At 69.5% G+C, this 17,511-nt stretch carries 14 protein-coding genes; 5 read left to right on the forward strand and 9 right to left on the reverse strand.

The genetic code is table 11. The annotated features are described in order from the left end of the window. Nucleotides 1-55 precede the first annotated feature (55 nt). Nucleotides 56-919, reverse strand: coding sequence for a type I methionyl aminopeptidase (gene map, locus LQ757_RS07315; RefSeq protein ID WP_231046566.1), 864 nt, complete (start codon nucleotides 917-919; stop codon nucleotides 56-58). 11 nt (nucleotides 920-930) lie between these two features. On the opposite strand from map, the gene LQ757_RS07320 reads away from it, so the two are divergent. Next, nucleotides 931-1,116 (forward strand): SPOR domain-containing protein, encoded by a 186-nt coding sequence (locus LQ757_RS07320; RefSeq protein ID WP_231046567.1) that lies wholly within the window; start codon nucleotides 931-933, stop codon nucleotides 1,114-1,116. 64 nt (nucleotides 1,117-1,180) lie between these two features. On the opposite strand, the gene panB is transcribed toward LQ757_RS07320, so the two are convergent. Beyond that, nucleotides 1,181-2,065, reverse strand: a complete 885-nt coding sequence (gene panB / locus LQ757_RS07325) for a 3-methyl-2-oxobutanoate hydroxymethyltransferase (RefSeq protein ID WP_231046568.1) — start codon at nucleotides 2,063-2,065, stop codon at nucleotides 1,181-1,183. Nucleotides 2,066-2,153: 88 nt separating this feature from the next. Here panB and LQ757_RS07330 point away from each other — a divergent pair, with 88 nt between their 5' ends. Next, nucleotides 2,154-3,491: a glutamine synthetase family protein gene (locus LQ757_RS07330; RefSeq protein ID WP_231046569.1), complete on the forward strand. Its 1,338-nt coding sequence runs from the start codon at nucleotides 2,154-2,156 to the stop codon at nucleotides 3,489-3,491. A gap of 10 nt (nucleotides 3,492-3,501) precedes the next feature. Beyond that, nucleotides 3,502-6,525: a bifunctional [glutamine synthetase] adenylyltransferase/[glutamine synthetase]-adenylyl-L-tyrosine phosphorylase gene (locus LQ757_RS07335; protein ID WP_231046570.1), complete on the forward strand. Its 3,024-nt coding sequence runs from the start codon at nucleotides 3,502-3,504 to the stop codon at nucleotides 6,523-6,525. A 185-nt stretch (nucleotides 6,526-6,710) separates the two neighbouring features. Here the strand turns inward: LQ757_RS07335 and glnA are convergent, their stop codons facing one another. Next, nucleotides 6,711-8,135 (reverse strand): type I glutamate--ammonia ligase, encoded by a 1,425-nt coding sequence (glnA, locus tag LQ757_RS07340; protein WP_231046571.1) that lies wholly within the window; start codon nucleotides 8,133-8,135, stop codon nucleotides 6,711-6,713. Nucleotides 8,136-8,277: 142 nt separating this feature from the next. On the opposite strand from glnA, the gene LQ757_RS07345 reads away from it, so the two are divergent. After that, nucleotides 8,278-8,712, forward strand: a complete 435-nt coding sequence (locus tag LQ757_RS07345; RefSeq protein ID WP_231046572.1) for an RDD family protein — start codon at nucleotides 8,278-8,280, stop codon at nucleotides 8,710-8,712. A 62-nt stretch (nucleotides 8,713-8,774) separates the two neighbouring features. Here LQ757_RS07345 and LQ757_RS07350 read toward each other — a convergent pair whose 3' ends face one another. The 3 genes from LQ757_RS07350 to lipB form a co-directional block, all read right to left on the reverse strand. Next, a complete protein-coding gene (locus LQ757_RS07350) occupies nucleotides 8,775-9,488 on the reverse strand; it encodes a DUF4191 domain-containing protein (protein WP_231046573.1) in 714 nt (237 codons plus the stop codon). 76 nt (nucleotides 9,489-9,564) lie between these two features. After that, nucleotides 9,565-10,554, reverse strand: coding sequence for a lipoyl synthase (lipA, locus tag LQ757_RS07355; RefSeq protein WP_231046574.1), 990 nt, complete (start codon nucleotides 10,552-10,554; stop codon nucleotides 9,565-9,567). Continuing rightward, the gene (gene lipB, locus LQ757_RS07360; protein WP_231046575.1) at nucleotides 10,551-11,192 is read right to left on the reverse strand and encodes a lipoyl(octanoyl) transferase LipB; all 642 of its coding nucleotides are present in this window, start codon (nucleotides 11,190-11,192) and stop codon (nucleotides 10,551-10,553) included. Before lipB ends, lipA begins: the two co-directional genes overlap by 4 nt. A 108-nt stretch (nucleotides 11,193-11,300) precedes the next feature. On the opposite strand from lipB, the gene LQ757_RS07365 reads away from it, so the two are divergent. Next, complete coding sequence (locus LQ757_RS07365) at nucleotides 11,301-12,854, forward strand: serine/threonine-protein kinase (protein ID WP_231046576.1); 1,554 nt, start codon at nucleotides 11,301-11,303, stop codon at nucleotides 12,852-12,854. Here LQ757_RS07365 and LQ757_RS07370 read toward each other — a convergent pair. The 3 genes from LQ757_RS07370 to LQ757_RS07380 form a co-directional block, all read right to left on the reverse strand. Continuing rightward, complete coding sequence (locus LQ757_RS07370; RefSeq protein WP_231046577.1) at nucleotides 12,851-14,425, reverse strand: 2-oxo acid dehydrogenase subunit E2; 1,575 nt, start codon at nucleotides 14,423-14,425, stop codon at nucleotides 12,851-12,853. The genes LQ757_RS07365 and LQ757_RS07370 overlap by 4 nt on opposite strands. A gap of 67 nt (nucleotides 14,426-14,492) precedes the next feature. Next, nucleotides 14,493-15,866 carry a dihydrolipoyl dehydrogenase gene (gene lpdA / locus LQ757_RS07375; RefSeq protein ID WP_231046578.1) on the reverse strand — a complete coding sequence of 458 codons (1,374 nt, stop codon included), beginning with the start codon at nucleotides 15,864-15,866 and terminating at the stop codon, nucleotides 14,493-14,495. 97 nt (nucleotides 15,867-15,963) lie between these two features. After that, nucleotides 15,964-17,436 (reverse strand): leucyl aminopeptidase, encoded by a 1,473-nt coding sequence (locus LQ757_RS07380; protein WP_231046579.1) that lies wholly within the window; start codon nucleotides 17,434-17,436, stop codon nucleotides 15,964-15,966. Between the last annotated feature and the right edge of the window lie 75 nt (nucleotides 17,437-17,511).

The raw sequence follows: 17,511 nt of genomic DNA on the forward strand, positions 1-17,511 counted from the left end.
CCAGACTATCGCTCGGCCGACGGGCTCCCGGCGCGAGCGCGCCGGGGCGGCCGGGTCACGGCAGGGTCAGGATCTCGGCGCCTTTGTCGGTCACCACGAGCGTGTGCTCGAACTGCGCCGTGAGCGATCGGTCGCGGGTGACGACGGTCCAGTCGTCGGCCCAGACATCCCACTCGATCGCACCGAGCGTGAGCATCGGTTCGATCGTGAACACCATGCCGGGCTCCATGACCGTGTCGAACTCGGGGGAGTCGTAGTGGGGGATGACCAGCCCCGAGTGGAACGCGCGGCCTACGCCGTGCCCCGTGTAGTCGCGCACGACGCCGTAGCCGAACCGCTTCGCATACGCCTCGATGGCGCGCCCGATGACGTTGATCTGCCGGCCCGGTGCAACGGCACGGATGCCCCGCGCAAGCGCCTCACGGGTGCGGTCGACGAGCAGGGTCGCCTCGTCACCCGCCTCGCCGACGAGGAACGTGTGGTTGAGGTCGCCGTGGAACCCGTCGAGATAGGCGGTGACGTCGATGTTCACGAGGTCGCCGTCGGCCAGCACGGTGTCGTCGGGGATGCCGTGACAGATCACCTCGTTGACCGACGTGCAGCTCGACTTCGGATACCCGCGGTAGCCGAGCGTCGAGGGGTAGGCGCCGTTCGCGACGACGTACTCGTGTGCGATGCGATCGAGCTCGTCGGTCGTGACGCCGGGGCGGATGGCTGCAGCCGCCGCTTCGATCGCGCGAGCGGCGATGCGCCCGGCCGCACGGATGCGTTCGACCTCGTCGGGTGCGTACCAGTCGCCGCCCGTGTACGGCGACGGCGCCCGCTTGCCGACGTATTCGGGCCGGTCGATGGTGGCGGGTACGGATCGGGTCGGCGAGAGTCGTCCGGGAACCAGGCGGCCGGCGGAATCCTTGGGCATAGGATCAGCCTATGGCCGAGGACATCGAGCACATGTACTGGTACAACATGAACACCGGTGAGGTCGAGCAGGGCTTCGTCTCGCCGTCGGTCGACCGGGTCGGTCCGTTCGAGACCCGAGCCGAAGCCGAGCGGGCCCTCGAGATACTCCGGGCCAACAGCGCGAAGTGGGCCGAGGAGGACGCGGCCGAGAACTGACCCTCACCGGTGACGTGCCCGTCGGTCGAGTCGCGGCCGACGATGTCGGGGCGCGTATCGAGACCTACTCGTAGCTGTGCTCGGAGTTCGGGTAACTGCCGGCCTCGACATCGGCGCGCCACTCCTTCGCGGCGTCGCTGAGGATTCCCGCCAGGTTCGCGTACTGCTTCACGAACTTGGGGACTCGGCCGATGGTGAGTCCCGCCCAGTCGGTCCACACGAGCAGCTGCCCATCGGTGTGCGGGCCCGCGCCGACGCTGATGGTCGGGATGTCGAGCAGCTCGGTGACCTGGCGCGCCGCATCGGCCGGCACCATCTCGAGCACGACCGCGAACGCACCGGCGTCCTGCACCGCCTTGGCGTCTGCGAGCAACTGCTGCACACCCTCGCCGCGGCCCTGGATGACGTGGCCGCCGAGCCCGTGCTCGCTCTGCGGTGTGTAGCCGATGTGCGCCATCACGGGGATGCCGGCCTGGACGATGCGGCGGATCTGCTTGTAGGAGCGCTCGCCGCCCTCGAGCTTGACCGCGTGCGCACCGGTCTCCTTCATGAACCGCACCGCGGTGTGCAGCGCGTCCTCGGGCCCGTTCTCGTAGGAGCCGAACGGCATGTCGGCGATGACGAACGCACGTGTGACCGCACCCGCCACCGCGCGGGCGAGGGGGATGAGCTCGTCGACGGTCACGGGAAGGGTCGTCTCATGCCCGAACACGTTGTTGCCCGCGGAGTCGCCGACGAGCAGGAAGTCGATGCCGGCCTCGTCGAAGATGCGCGCCGTGAGCTGGTCGTAGCTCGTCAGCCCCGTGATCTTGATGCCGTCGCGCTTGGCGTTCTGGAAGTGCCTGGTTCGCACGCGCTTGGGGCCACCCGGCGCCGAAGCGCCGCCATACGGGTTCTGCTCGGCTCCGGAGGAGCTGTCGGATGCTGCGGTCTGGGGCTCGCCTGACATGGGGCCAATCCTTGCACACGGGGCATCCGTGCTCGGCACTGCGGGCTGGCCCGAGCCAGTACGCTGAGAACTGCGAGAGAGGGTGTGGATGGATAAGCAGCGTGACTTCGTTCTTCGCACGATCGAGGAGCGGAGCGTCAAGTTCGTCAGGCTCTGGTTCACCGATGTCGTCGGCACCCTGAAATCGGTGGCGATCGCGCCCGCCGAGGTCGAGGGCGCGTTCACCGAGGGCATCGGCTTCGACGGGTCGGCGATCGAGGGCCTCAGCCGAACCTTCGAATCCGACCTGCTCGCCTTCCCCGACCCGTCGACGTTCCAGACGCTGCCCTGGCGTGGCGACATCGACCCCACCGGGCGCATGTTCTGCGACATCACCACGCCCGACGGCGTGCCGGCGGTGGCCGATCCCCGCAACGTGCTCAAGCGCACGCTCGAGCGGGCGGCCGACCGCGGATTCACGTTCTACACGCACCCCGAGATCGAGTTCTACCTGCTGCGCTCGTCGAAGTACGGCGAAGACGGGCCGCAACCGGTCGACTCGGCCGGCTACTTCGACAACGTTCCGGGCGGCACCGCGCACGACTTCCGGCGCCGCTCGGTGCGCATGCTCGAAGACCTCGGCATCTCGGTGGAGTTCAGCCACCACGAGGCAGGTCCGGGCCAGAACGAGATCGACCTGCGGTATGCCGACGCCCTCACCACCGCCGACAACATCATGACGTTCCGCACCGTCGTGAAGGAGGTCGCGATCGAGCAGGGCGTCTACGCGACGTTCATGCCCAAGCCGTTCTCGCAGTACCCCGGCAGTGGCATGCACACGCACCTCTCCCTCTTCGAGGGCGACGCGAACGCGTTCTACGAGCCGGGCGCCCAGTACCAGTTGTCGAAGATCGGCCGGCAGTTCATCGCGGGCCTGCTGAAGCATGCCAACGAGATCTCGGCGGTCACGAACCAGTTCGTGAACTCCTACAAGCGACTGTGGGGTGGCGACGAGGCGCCGAGCTTCATCTGCTGGGGCCACAACAACCGCTCCGCGCTCGTGCGCGTGCCGCTCTACAAGCCCAACAAGGGCCAGAGTGCTCGCGTCGAGTACCGCGCGATCGACTCGGCGGCGAATCCGTATCTCGCGTTCTCGCTGCTTCTCGCCGCGGGCATGAAGGGCATCGAAGAGGGCTACGAGTTGCCGCCCGAGGCCGAAGACGACGTATGGGCGCTCACGGACAGCGAGCGTCGCGCGCTCGGCTACAGCCCGCTGCCGGCGAGCCTCGACCACGCCATCGAGTACATGGAGACCTCCGAACTGGTCGCCGAGACGCTCGGCGAGCAGGTGTTCAACTACGTGCTCGCGAACAAGCGGGCCGAGTGGCGCGACTACCGCTCGCAGGTGACGCCCTTCGAGTTGCAGCGCAACCTCGAGATCCTCTGACCGCGCGGCGATGACCCGCAAGGTCCCGACCCTCGCCCGCCTCGCCCGGGCTGGGTTCGATGAGCTCGATCGGGCCGCGGCCGGCATCGAGGCGCTGACCGCCGCGACCGGGACTGCTCCCGAGCGGCTCCTCGATGCGTTCGGCGTCGCGGCCGACCCCGATGAGGCGCTCGTCGCGGTGCAGCGCCTGAACGACCGGGCTCCGGCCGAGGTCGCAGCAGTGCTCGCGCACGACGCGTCGGCCGAGCGCATGACCCGCCTGCTCGGTGCTTCGCGTGGGCTGGGCGACTTCCTTCTGCGTCATCCGACGCAGATCGCGCTCTTCCAGGAGGTTCCGGCACCGCCGCTCGACGTCGACGATGCCCGCGCCGCGCTGCTCGCATCGCTCGACGACGGCGGCACGGGCGGCCGACTCGATACAGCCGACGCGGCGACGCGCATCCGCGTGCGCTACCGGCGACTGCTCGCCGGCATCGCACTGTACGACCTCACCCGTGCCGACGCGGTCGACGTCGTCGACACGATCGGCTCGGGACTCGCCGACCTCGCGGGCGCCGCCCTCGATGCGGCACTCGCGGCGGCTCGCCGACTCATCGGCAGGCCAGACGGCGCCCCGGCGACCCACGGCACCTTTCCGGTCGATGAGGTCGCGGCGACCCGGCTCGCGATCATCGGCATGGGCAAGGCCGGCGCTCGCGAACTCAACTACGTCAGCGATGTCGATGTCATCTTCGTGGCGGAGTCGGACGACGAGGACGTCGTCGGCACACCTCGGGCGCTCGACATCGCCACTCGTCTCGCGATCACGACGATGCGGCTCATCGCCGAGGCCGGCATCGAGCCGCCGCTCTGGGAGGTCGACCCGAACCTGCGCCCTGAGGGAAAGGACGGCGCGCTCGTGCGCACGCTCGAGTCGCACCTGCAGTACTACGACCGGTGGGCGAAGAGCTGGGAGTTCCAGGCGCTGCTCAAGGCGCGACCGCTCGCCGGCGACCTCGAGCTCGGCGCACGTTACGCGGCGGGCGTGGCACCGAAGGTGTGGTCGAGCTCGAGTCGTGAGGGCTTCGTCGAGTCGGTGCAGCGCATGCGCGAGCGGGTCACCGCCCACATCCCCGCCGACGAGGTCGACGTGCAGATCAAGCTCGGTCCCGGAGGGCTTCGCGACATCGAATTCACGGTGCAGCTGCTGCAGCTGGTGCACGGCGCGACCGACGACGCGATCCATCAGCCCGGTACGCTCGCTGCGCTCTCGGCACTCGCCGAGCGCAGCTACGTCGGCCGCGAGGAGGCCGCCGAGTTCTCGCGCGACTACCGCGTCCTGCGGGTGCTCGAGCACCGCATGCAGCTCGACCGGATGCGACGTACGCACCTCATGCCGCGCGGCGAGCGCAGCCTCCGCGTGCTCGCCAGGGCCTCGGGACTCGGGCGCAACGCCGCGGAACTCCAGGCGACCTGGCAGTCGACCCGCCAGAGAGTTCGGGGGCTGCACGAGCGGCTCTTCTACCGTCCCCTGCTGTCGGCGGTCGCCGCCCTGCCCGCGTCGGGTCTCGAGCTCACGAGCGAGCAGGCCGAGGCGCGCCTCGCGGCGATCGGATTCCGCGACCCGCGCGGTGCCCTCGCGCACATCGCCGCGCTCACGGCCGGAGTGACCCGGCGCGCGGCGATCCAGCGTCACCTCATGCCCGTGCTCATCTCGTGGATCGCCGAAGGCACGGATCCCGACTTCGGTCTGCTCTCGTTCCGTCGGCTGAGCGACACGCTCGGCACGACGCACTGGTACCTGCGGCTCCTGCGCGACTCCTCCGACGCGGCCCTGCGGCTCACGCGGGTGCTCTCGGGTTCGCGCTTCGCTGCAGCCCTGCTCGAGCGCGCACCCGAGGCGGTGGCCTGGCTCGAAGACGTCGACGAATTGCGGCCGCGGTCGCTGGCGTCGCTCGAAGACGAGTCGCGTGCGGTGCTCAGCAGGCATGGGGAACCCGACGATGCCGCGAAGATCTTCCGAGCGATGCGGCGACGTGAGATGCTGCGCCTGTCACTCGCCGGGATCCTCGACGTGTGCACGGTCGAAGAACTCGGCCACGGGCTCAGCGACGTGACCGAGAACCACATCGCCGCCCTCGTCGAGGCGATCCGCGGCGGCGAACCCGACGGCATCGAGTTCGCCGTCATCGGCATGGGTCGCTTCGGGGGCCGAGAGCTCGGCATCGGATCCGATGCCGACATCATCTACGTCTACCGGCCGATCAGCGCGGACGCCGACGCCGACGCCGCGCATCGCCGGGCGTTGAGGATCGTCTCCGAACTCGTGCGGCTGAGCGAAGACGCTCGGCTCCCGTTCGAGCTCGACGCAGACCTGCGCCCAGAAGGCCGCAACGGGGTCGTCGCACGGTCGCTCGACGCGTACCGCGCCTACTACGCCCGCTGGTCGCTCACCTGGGAGGCGCAGGCACTGCTTCGCGCGCGCGGCGTCGCGGGCGATGCCGCACTCATCGCCGACTTCACCGAGCTGGCCGACTCGGTGCGCTACCCCGACCGCATCTCCGACCGAGACGTGCGCGAGGTCAAGCGCATCAAGGCCCGTGTCGAGAACGAGCGACTGCCGCAGGCAGCCGACCCGACCCGCCACCTGAAGCTCGGCCGAGGCTCGCTCTCCGACGTCGAATGGTTCGTGCAGCTCGAGCAGCTGAAGCACGGTGCATCCGTCGCCGACCTGCGCACCACCTCGACGCTCGACGCGCTGCAGGCGGCTGCCGCGCACGGGCTCGTCGACCCTTCCGATGCAGAGGTGCTCCGCGCAGCGTGGGTGTTCGCCTCGCGTGCCCGATCGGCGCTCACGCTCTGGCTCGACCGGACCACCGATGTGCTTCCGGTCGAACGTTCACAGCTCGAGGGCGTCGCCCGCATCATGGGCTACCCGCCGGGCTCGGCGGTGCAGCTCGAACACGAATACCTGCAGGTCACGCGTCGGGCGCGAGCCGTGTTCGAGCGCGGCTTCTACGGCCTCGGACCGCAGCGCACGCCGACGACCGGGTGAGCGTGGAGCGACCGCGCACGCTAGGGCAGGGCGGACGGTCCATGCGAGAGTGGCCCGACGAAGACGAGTCCGCCCGGGCTGCCATTGCGGGGGGTGTTGGCAGCGCGGGCGGACTCTATTGCGGACTCTCTGCGGACGAGCGGGGGGACTGCCGCTGGAAAGCCCAGCTCGGGGGAGACTCTTCTCTACACTCCGTAGTAGAGCTCGAACTCGAACGGGTGCGGGCGCTGAGCGAGCGGCTTCAGTTCCTTCTCGCGCTTGTAGTCGATCCAGGTCTCGATGAGCTCCTTGGTGAACACGCCGCCCTCGAGGAGGAAGTCGTGGTCGGCCTCGAGCGCTGCGAGCGCCTCGCCCAGCGAACCGGGAACCTGCGGGATCGACTTTGCCTCCTCGGGCGGAAGCTCGTAGAGGTCCTTGTCGACCGGCTCGTGCGGCTCGATGCGGTTGCGGATGCCGTCGATGCCCGCCATGAGCTGGGCCGCGAACGCCAGGTAGGGGTTGCCCGACGCGTCGGGGGCGCGGAACTCGATGCGCTTGGCCTTGGGGTTCGTGCCCGTGATCGGGATACGGATCGAGGCCGAGCGGTTGCCCGCCGAGTAGACCAGGTTCACGGGAGCCTCGAAACCGGGCACGAGACGGTGGTACGAGTTGACCGTGGGGTTCGTGAAGGCGAGCACCGCGGGGGCGTGCTTGAGCAGGCCGCCGATGTACCAGCGGGCGACGTCGGACAGGCCGCCGTAGCCGGCCTCGTCGTAGAACAGGGGCTTGCCATCGTTCCACAGCGACTGGTGCGTGTGCATGCCCGAACCGTTGTCGCCGAACAGGGGCTTCGGCATGAACGTCGCCGTCTTGCCCCACTGGTCGGCGGTGTTCTTGACGATGTACTTGAACTTCAGGATGTCGTCGGCCGCGTGCACCATCGTGTCGAAGCGGTAGTTGATCTCGGCCTGGCCGCCCGTGCCCACCTCGTGGTGCGCGCGCTCGAGGATGAGGCCGGCGTCGATGAGCTTCAGCGAGATGTCGTCGCGCAGGTCGGCCTGCTTGTCGACCGGCGAGACGGGGAAGTAGCCGCCCTTGTAGGGGGTCTTGTTGCCGAGGTTGCCGCCCTCTTCGGCGCGGCCCGAGTTCCAGGCGCCCTCTTCGGAGTCGACCGTGTAGAAGCTCGAGTGCTGGTTCACCTCGTAGCGCACGTCGTCGAAGATGTAGAACTCCGCCTCGGGCGCGAAGTACGCGGTGTCCGCGATGCCGGTCGACGCGAGGTACTTCTCGGCCTTCTTCGCGACTTGACGCGGGTCCTTCGAGTAGATCTCGCCGTTGCGCGGGTTGTAGATGTCGAAGACCATGATCAGCGTGCGCTCGGCACGGAACGGGTCGACGTACGCCGTCGACACGTCGGGGATGAGCTGCATGTCGGACTCGTGGATGTTCGCGAAGCCTCGAATCGACGAACCGTCGAAGAGTTGGCCGACGGTGAAGAACTCCTCGTCGACCGTCGACGCCGGGATGTTGAAGTGCTGCTGCACGCCCGGGAGGTCGGTGAAGCGGATGTCGAGGAACTTGACATCCGTCTCCTTGATGAACTTGAGCACTTCGGACGAATCACTGAACATGTGACGTAATCTCCATCGGGGCAGGCGGGTGGGCCGGACGAACGTTCACAGCCACGAGCGACACTATCTTCACGCCGTTTCCCGACCATGACCGGAATGTTTCGGCAATGTTACGCCCGGCGCGAGTCGATAGAATCGTCGGATGCCCCAATCCACGCCCCGAACGTCCGGAGATCTCGAGCCGAGTCGATGGCCGGGCGAGCGGCTCGGGCTGCCGGATCACGGCACCGGCTCGGTCGCGCGGGCCGGGAGGCGCATCGCCGCGCTGCTCATCGACTGGGCGAGCGCGATGCTCATCGCGCTCCTGTTCACGCCGTACGAGTCGGCCGCCTACACGTGGGTGACGCCGCTCGTCTTCGCCGTGCTGCAGGTCGCGTTCATTCCGACCATCGGCGGCAGCATCGGGCACCGGCTGCTCGGCATGCACGTGGTACCGCTCACCGGCGGCTGGGTCGGACCGTGGCGCCCCGTCGTGCGCACGGTGCTGCTCCTGCTCGTCGTGCCCGCACTCGTGTGGGACTCCGACCAGCGCGGGTTCCACGACAAGCTCGCCGGCACGGTGCTGATCCGCGCGTAGACGGCGACGCGGCATCCGTCGATCGATTTCGAGAACGGATGCCGCGTGCGCGACGATTCGGGTCAGCGGGCCTTGCCGCGCTGCGGGCGGACCTTCATCGGGTCGATGCCCTTCGGGATCGGAAGCTGCGTCTGCAGCGAGTTGAGGCGGTTCGACACGGCCAGCACCTCGGGCTTCGTGAGCGCCTTCTTCGTGGAACGCAGTGCACGGGGGAGGCGGTGGAGCTCGATCGACCCCTCGTCGGTGCCGACCGAGATGAGCGAGATCGGCACGTTCGGCAGCACGCGCTGGACCTTGCGCATCTCGTCGTCGAGCATGCGTTGCGTGCGTGAGATGGGGCCCTCGCTGATGAGGGCGACACCGCCGCGGCCGACTGCACGGTACACCGCGTCTTGGGTCTTGCCGTTCACGGCGATGGGCATCTCGTTGCCGACCCAACCGCCCCGCAGGCCGCTGCGCAGCACTGCACCGACGGCGCCGGGCTGGCCCTCGATCTGCGAGTACGCGGCGCGCTCGGCGCGACGGCCGAGCACCACGAGCCCGAGCAGCAAGCCCGCGAGCACGCCGGCGACCACCCAGAGGGCGATCGTGAAGCCGTTGCCCTCGCCGAACCAGATGCCGAGACCCACACCGACGAGCACCGGCGCGAGGAAGGCGGCGAGCATGAGCCATTGCGCCTTCGGATCGTATCGGCGGGTCATCTGGAAGACCTGCCACATCTGCTTGAGGCGGCCGGGCTCCTTCTGAGCCTTCGATGCGTCCTTGGTGCGTGCCATGGTGTCTAGGATACCGGCGCGCGAGGCCGGCTCGGAACGTGCGAGGACACGCGATCCGAGCCGGCCGGCGCGGTCTTCAGCCGACAGCCTGCGCGAACCCCAGCGAGGCGTCGGCCAGGTGCGCGAGCTCGTCGGGGAGCGGGCGCCCCTTGGCCTGCATCGACTGCGCCCAGAGACGCCCCGCGCGGTACGAGGAGCGCACGAGCGGCCCAGCGAGCACGCCGAGGAACCCGATCTCCTCGGCCTCGGCCTTGAGCTCGACGAACTCCTCGGGGCGAACCCAACGGTCGACGGGGAGGTGTCTCGGGCTCGGCCGAAGGTACTGGGTGATGGTGATGATGTCGGTGCCGGCGCCATGCAGGTCGCGCAGCGCCTGCGAGATCTCGGCGCGTTCCTCGCCCATGCCGAGGATGAGGTTGGACTTCGTGATCAACCCGGCATCACGGCCCTGGGTGAGCACGTCGAGCGAGCGCTCGTAGCGGAAGGCGGGGCGGATGCGCTTGAAGATGCGCGGCACCGTCTCGACATTGTGCGCGAACACCTCGGGTCGCGCGGAGAAGACCTCGGCGAGGTGGCGGGGATTGCCCGAGAAGTCGGGAACCAGGATCTCCACCCCGGTACCCGGCGACTGACGGTGGATCTCGCGGATCGTCTCGGCGTACAGCCACGCGCCCTCGTCGGGCAGGTCGTCGCGGGCGACGCCCGTGACGGTCGAGTACCGCAACTGCATTCGCACGACCGACTCCGCGACCCGCCGGGGCTCGTCGACGTCGTAGTCGGCCGGCTTGCCGGTGTCGATCTGGCAGAAGTCGCATCGACGCGTGCACTGCGAGCCGCCGATGAGGAATGTCGCCTCGCGGTCCTCCCAGCACTCGTAGATGTTGGGACATCCGGCCTCTTGGCAGACCGTGTGCAGTTCCTCGCTCTTCACGAGCGACTGCAGGGCACGATACTCGGGGCCCATCTTCGCCCGGGTCTTGATCCACTCGGGCTTGCGCTCGATGGGCGTCTGGGCGTTGCGGACTTCGAGGCGCAGCATGCGGCGCCCATCGGGTGCCGTGCTCATGCGGCGACCGCGTCCTCGGCCGCGGCGAGGAACCGGCGGCTGATCGGGTCGACGAGGTCTTCCGGGGTCAGGCCGCGGCCGATCTCGCGACTGATCGTCGTGATGCCGGCGTCACGGATGCCGCAGGCGACGATCCGGTCATAGGGTTCGAGCGAATTGCTGCAGTTGAGTGCGAAGCCGTGCATCGTGACGCCGTCGGCGACGCGGATCCCGATCGCGGCGATCTTGTTCTCGAAGCCCGGGCTCCCGACCCAGACCCCGGAGCGACCGTCGACCCTTCGGCCGTCGACGCCGACTTCGGAGAGCACGTCGATGAGGATGCCCTCGAGTCGCCGCACGTAGCCGACGACGTCGACAGGCTCAGGCAGACGGAGGATCGGATACCCGACGAGTTGGCCGGGACCGTGCCAGGTGATCTTGCCGCCGCGGTCGACGTCGATGACAGGGGTTCCGTCGGTCGGCCGCTCGTCGGGCGCAGTGCGCTTGCCGGCGGTGTAGACGGAGTGGTGCTCCAGGAGGAGTACGGTGTCGGGGCGTTCGCCCGCGACGACCGCGCGATGGACGGCGCGCTGAAGGTCGAGACCCTCGATGTACGGCACGGAGTTGGCGCTTAGCCCCGCGACGACGATGTCGAGCATTCCGCCAGTCTAGGCGACTCGTCCTCCCCATTCGCGCACGTCGTCGGTGCTTCCACACCACGATCGCGGGCGCGGTCCCGGCGACGTGTCGGGCCACAGGATCCAGACATGCGCCGAACGACCCGACCTGCTGCCGCCGACCGGTCCGCGCCCGAGGGGCCGTCGATCACGACCACGACCGAGCGGAGCCTTGCAGGCTACCGACTCCTGCGGCGCATCGCCACCGGCGATCGAGCCGACGTCTTCCTCGCCACCGTCGATCGCGCGGAGAGCGACGCCGCGGACGCCGCCTCGCTCGTCGCGGTTCGGGTCTACACATCGAGCGTGTCGGGGGAGTCGATCGCCACGGAGATCGAAGCGATGGCGGCCGACACCTCTGAGTCGCTGCCCGCGCTCTACGACGTGGCGGCGCTCGACGACGGCCGTTGCTGCCTGGCAGTCGAACGAATGCCGGGGCCCACTTTGGCCGGCCTGCTCCTGGGGCGCACGCTCGATCCCGGTGAGGCGGTGACGATCCTCGCTCCCATCGTCGTCGCGGTGGCCGAACTCGCTGCGACCGGCTACGTGCACACGAGATTGTCGGCCAATGACGTGATCATCGACGCCGCAGGGCGACCGCGCATCATCGGACTGGGTGCGCTGCAGCGGATGCCGGGCCCCGGGAACGAAGCCCTGCGCACCGACCTGATGCGCACAGGCCACGAGGTGCTCGCCGACCTCATCGGCGATGTCGTGCAGGCGACGAGGCCGGCCGGCGTCTTCGATGAGCCGCTCGAGATCATCAGGGCCGCGCTCGCGACACGCCCGTTCGTGGCCTGCGAACGAGCCGTCGAGCGGGCGCTCTTCGACGCTGCGACGCCGACGCCCATCACGGGGGTGGCCGTGCGTCCTCGACGGACAGCGCTCCCGGGACGGATGATGGCACCGCAGACGCCTCAACCGGACGCGCCAGCTCCCGAGGAGACTCCGCGCCGCAGTCGGCGAGGAGCGCTCTCCGTCCTCGCTGAGATCGCCCAACTGCCGGTGCCGGTGCCGTCCGCCGACCGCGTTGCCGAGATGGCCGACCGCGATCATGCGGCGACCCTGGTCGGGCGGCTGAGGCGTCGACTCGCCGCCCGCCGTCGACCGGTCCTCGTCGGCGGGCTGATCGGCGGTGCCGCGCTCGTGATGCTGCTCACACTCGTTCCACCGGCGCCAGCCGATGAGGGGACCGCCGCGGAACCGGCTTCGACGCCGCAATCGGATCCCGAGGCTCCGGCCGCCGCCGAGCCCTCGCAGTCCTCGGCTTCGGCTACGAACGACGGGTCGAAGGTGCCCGTGAGCGACGCCGAGGCGGAGCCGGATCTGGACGCGGTGAGCGCCGCCGCGCACCTGCTCGAGCTGCGCGCGAGTTGCCTCGCATCGCTCGACCAGGCGTGTCTCGCTCAGGTGGCGCAACCCGATTCGGCGATCGAGCGTGCCGATCTCGACCTGTTGGCACAGGCGCGATCGGGGTCGGCCATGCCGCCGGACTCGTTCGCGCTCGATGCGATCGCCGTCACCGCCGAGATGGGATCGGCGGTGCTGCTCTCGGTTCCGTACCTCGACGCCCAACGCGAACCGGCCTCGCTCCTCGTGATGAGGGGCGAGGCCGGCTGGCGATTGCGTGAGCTCTTCGGCTAGATGCCGAGGTCGCCCTCGAACGCGCCCTCTTCGAGGCGCTCCTTGACCGCGGTGAGGAAGCGGGCTGCGTCAGCGCCGTCGATGATGCGGTGGTCGTACGACAGTGCGAGGTAGACCATCGAACGCACGGCGATCGCGTCGGCGCCGTCCTGGCTGACGACAACTGCGCGCTTGACGACGGTGCCGGTGCCGAGGATCGCCGACTGCGGGAGGAACACGACCGGCGTGTCGAACAGCGCGCCGCGCGAGCCCGTGTTCGTGAGCGTGAACGTGCCACCGGAGAGCTCGTCGGGCTTCAGCTGGTTGTTGCGGGTGCGATCGGCCAGGTCGGCGATCTGGGCAGCGAGACCCGCGAGGTCGAGCTCTGCCGAGTTGCGGATGACCGGCGTGAGCAGTCCGCGCTCGGTGTCGACCGCGATGCTCATGTTCTCGCTGGCCGGGTAGACGATGTTGTCGCCGTCGACCGTCGAGTTGATGATGGGGTACGCCTGCAGCGCTTCGGCAGCGGCCATCGCGAAGAAGGGCAGGAACGAGAGCTTGTTGCCCGTCTTGGCGAGGAAGTCGCCCTTGACCTTGTCGCGAAGTCGAGCCACACGGGTGACATCGACCTCGACGACGGTCGTCAGCTGTGCGGTCGAGGTCATCGAGACGACGGCGCGCTCGGCGACGACCTTGCGCAGGCGCGTCATCGGCACCGTCGTACCGCGCAGCGGCGACGGCTCGAGCGGCTGACGCGCAGCCGGGGCGGCCGCAGCGGGAGCGCTCTGTGCCGAGATGACGTCCTGCTTGCGGATGCGACCGCCGACGCCCGTGCCGATGACGCTCGCGAGGTCGACGCCCTGCTCGTTCGCGAGCTTGCGAACGATCGGGGTGACGTATCCCGAGGGCCCGGCGTGCGCGCCGGAAGCGGCGGGCGCCGCAGCCGGTGCGGCGGGGGCCGCAGCCGGTGCGGCGGGGGCCGCAGCCGGTGCGGCGGGGGCTGCGGCGGGCTGTGCAGCCGTCGCGGGTGCCGCGGCCGGAGCAGGTGCGGCTGCGGGCTCGGGTGCCGCGGCAGGAGTGGGCTCGGGTGCCGCGGCGGGAGCAGGTGCGGCTGCGGGCTCGGGTGCCGCTGCGGGAGCCGCTGCGGGCTCGGGTGCCGCTGCGGGCTCGGGTGCCGGGGCGGGCGTGGGTGCCGCCGCAGGCGCTGGTGCGGCCTCGGGAGCGGGTGCCTCGGCCGGCTCAGGCGCAGGGGCAGGGGCAGCGGGTGCTGCGGCTTCAGGTGCAGGTGCGGCGGCCTCAGCTGCGGGCACTGCCTCAGGCTGTGGTGCCGCCTCGGGAGCGGCGGCGGCTCCGGAGCCGTCGCCGATCGTCACCAGGGCGGTGCCGACCTCGACGGTCTCGTCCTCTTGGACGAGGATCGCCTCGATGACCCCCGCAACCGGCGACGGGATCTCGGTGTCGACCTTGTCGGTCGAGACCTCGAGCAGCGGCTCGTCGACCTCGACACGGTCGCCGACATTCTTCAGCCAGCGGGTGACCGTGCCTTCAGTGACACTCTCACCGAGTGCCGGGAGGCTGACGGATTCGCTCATGCGCTTGTCTCCTTCACAGCGTGGAACGCGTTCTAGCTTATTGCAGTCGTGGTTGGGGGCGGTGGGATCAGATCGCGTGCAGCGGCTTGCCGGCCAGCTTCAGCACGGCCTCGCCGAACGCCTCGCCCTGGGTCGGGTGGGCGTGGATGAAGGGCGCGATGTCTTCGGGGTAGGCCTCCCAGTTGACCGCGAGCTGCGCCTCGGCGATGAGTTCACCCGCTCGCCCGGCGATGATGTGCACGCCGACGATCGGCCCGTCGTTGACCCGGACGACCTTGATCGAGCCGCTCGTGCCCAGGATGCTGCTCTTGCCGTTGCCGGCGAGGTTGTAGTCGTAGGCGCTGACCTGGTCGGCACCGAACTTCTCGGCGGCCCGTGCCTCGGTGTACCCGACCGACGCGATCTCGGGCTCGCAGTACGTGATCTTGGGGATGTTGACGTCTTCGACGATGATCGGGTTGAGGCCGGCGATCTCTTCAGCGACGAAGATGCCCTGCTGGTAGCTGCGGTGCGCGAGCTGCAGCCCGGGGACGATGTCGCCGACGGCGTAGACGCCGGGCACGTTCGTCTCGAGGCGCTCGTTGGTGGGCACGAAGCCTCGGTCGAGGGTGACGCCGACCTCTTCATAGCCGAGGTTCTGCGTGACGGGGCCACGGCCGACGGCGACGAGCAGGAGCTCGGCCTCGTAGGTCTGGCCGTTCTCGAGGGTCACGACGACGCCCTGGTCGTTCTGAGTGACGCTCTGGAACCGCACGCCGAGCGAGAAGTCGATGCCGCGCTTGCGGAACGCGCGCTCGAGCTGCTTGGAGATCGACTCCTCTTCGTTGGGGACGAGGTGGGGGAGCGCCTCGATGATGGTCACCTCTGCGCCGAACGAGCGCCACACGCTCGCGAACTCGACGCCGATGACGCCGCCGCCGAGCACGGCGACCTTCCTGGGCACGAAGTCGAGCTCGAGTGCCTGCTCGCTCGTGATCACGCGACCGCCGATCTCGAGGCCGGGAAGCGACTTGGAGTACGAGCCCGTGGCGAGCACGACGTTCTTGCCGACGTAGCGGTCGTCGCCGACCTGCACGGTGTTCGCCGCGACGAGTCGGCCCTCACCCTCGACCACGGGGATGCCCCGCGCCTTCAGCAGGCCCTGCAGGCCCTTCCACTTGCTCGAGACGATGCCCTCGCGGTAGGCGGAGACGGCGTTCATGTCGATGCCCTCGAACGCGGTCTTGATGCCGTACTTCGCGGCGTCCTTCGAGACCTCGGCGACCTCGGCGGCGTGCAGCAGCGCCTTGGTCGGGATGCAGCCGCGATGCAGACATGTGCCGCCCAGCTTGTCCTTCTCGATCACCACGGCCGTGAGGCCGAGTTCGATGGCGCGGATCGCCGCGGCATAGCCCGCGCTTCCGCCGCCCAGGACGACAATGTCAAAGTTCTGCTCGGACAACCGCATTCTCCCTTGCGCACCTGATCTGCGACACGGACTGCCTCCGGCGCGTCGCCGTGGCAGGCTCTTCGGCGACGTTCTCGCCCATATGACCTTACTACCCCGCGGCGAGCCGCTCGCCCAGGCGGACGAGGGTGCGGACCGCGACGCCGGTGGCTCCCGATCCGGTGAATCCCCATCCCGCACCGGAGTTGTGGGCAGGACCGGCGATGTCGATGTGCGCCCATGGGATGCGTTCTTCAGAGCCTTCTCGGCTGCCCACGAACTGCTGGAGAAAGACCCCCGCGAGCAGCATGCCGGGAACGGTCATGCCGAGCTTCGTGTTGGTGAGGTCGGCGACATCGGACTTGAGCAGGGGCAGCAGGTTGCCGGGCAACGGCATCGGCCAGGTCGACTCGTCGACGGCATCGGCCGCGGCGCGCACTTCGGCGACCAGTTCGTCGTCGCCCATGACCCCGGCGATGCGATGACCGAGCGCGACGACCTGGGCGCCCGTGAGGGTCGCGACGTCGACGATCGCGTCGGGCTGTTCCTCGCTCGCGGCGACGAGGGCGTCGGCGAGCACGAGTCGCCCCTCGGCGTCGGTGTTGACGACCTCGACCGTCTTGCCGCCGCGGATGCGCAGCACGTCGTTCGGCCGGGTCGCCGTGCCCGACGGCATGTTCTCGGCGAGGCAGAGCCACCCCGAGACCCGAACGGGCACCTCGAGCTCGGCCAGCGCGACGATCGCCGCGAGGACCGCCGCCGCGCCCGCCATGTCGGTCTTCATTCCCACCATCGAGGCCATCGGCTTCAGCGAGAGCCCGCCGGAATCGAACGTGATCCCCTTGCCGACGAGCGCGAGGTGCACGGATGCCCCTTCCGGAGCCCATTCGAGTCGCACGAGCCGCGGTCCTCGGCTCGAGCCCTGGCCGACGCCGAGGATGCCGCCGAAGCCGTCGGCCTCGAGCGCGGCTTCGTCCCAGACCTTGGCGGTGGCACCGGCCCCGGTCGCGACCTCGACTGCGATGTCGGCGAAGCTCGCGGGGAAGAGTTCCGCGGGCGATGCGTTGACGAGGTCCTTCGTCCGTGCGACGGCGGCCACGACGGCACGAACACGGTCCAGTCCGAGCCGGTCGGCGGTGAAGTCGGTGTGGAGGTCGATGCGGGTGACCGGCGGCTTCGGGTCGGTGCGGTACTCGTCGTACGCGTACGCCCCGAGTGCGGCGCCCTCGAGCAGCGCGGCAGCCGCCTCGACATCGTCGGTCGGCACGGCGATCGCGACGGAGGCGGTGTCGGCGAACCGCCGCACCGCGGACCCGGCGGCCACACGGAGGCTCGCGACATCCGCTCGCTCACCGACGCCGGCGACCGCGACGACGCGCGGTCCGCTGCCGGAGCCGGGGAGGCGGGTGAGTTCGTCGGCGGCGCCCGTGGCGCCCATGGTGGAGAGCAGCGGCGCGACCCACTCGAATCCGTCGGCGGCGAGCAGTTCGGGCCCGTCTGCGCCCTTTCGCGCGGCGAGCAGGACGACGTCGGCATCGGCTTCGGCGGCGGGTGAGGCGGTGACGGAGAGCGAGGGAACGGTCATGAGTGCGATGGTACGTGTTCGCTCTCGGCATGATCGTGCCGCACCGCGTGCCGGCGGTCGTGCGATCAGGCGTCA

Origin of the sequence: Agromyces cavernae (genome assembly GCF_021044935.1) — a bacterium.
In the GTDB taxonomy this organism is placed as follows: domain Bacteria; phylum Actinomycetota; class Actinomycetes; order Actinomycetales; family Microbacteriaceae; genus Agromyces; species Agromyces cavernae.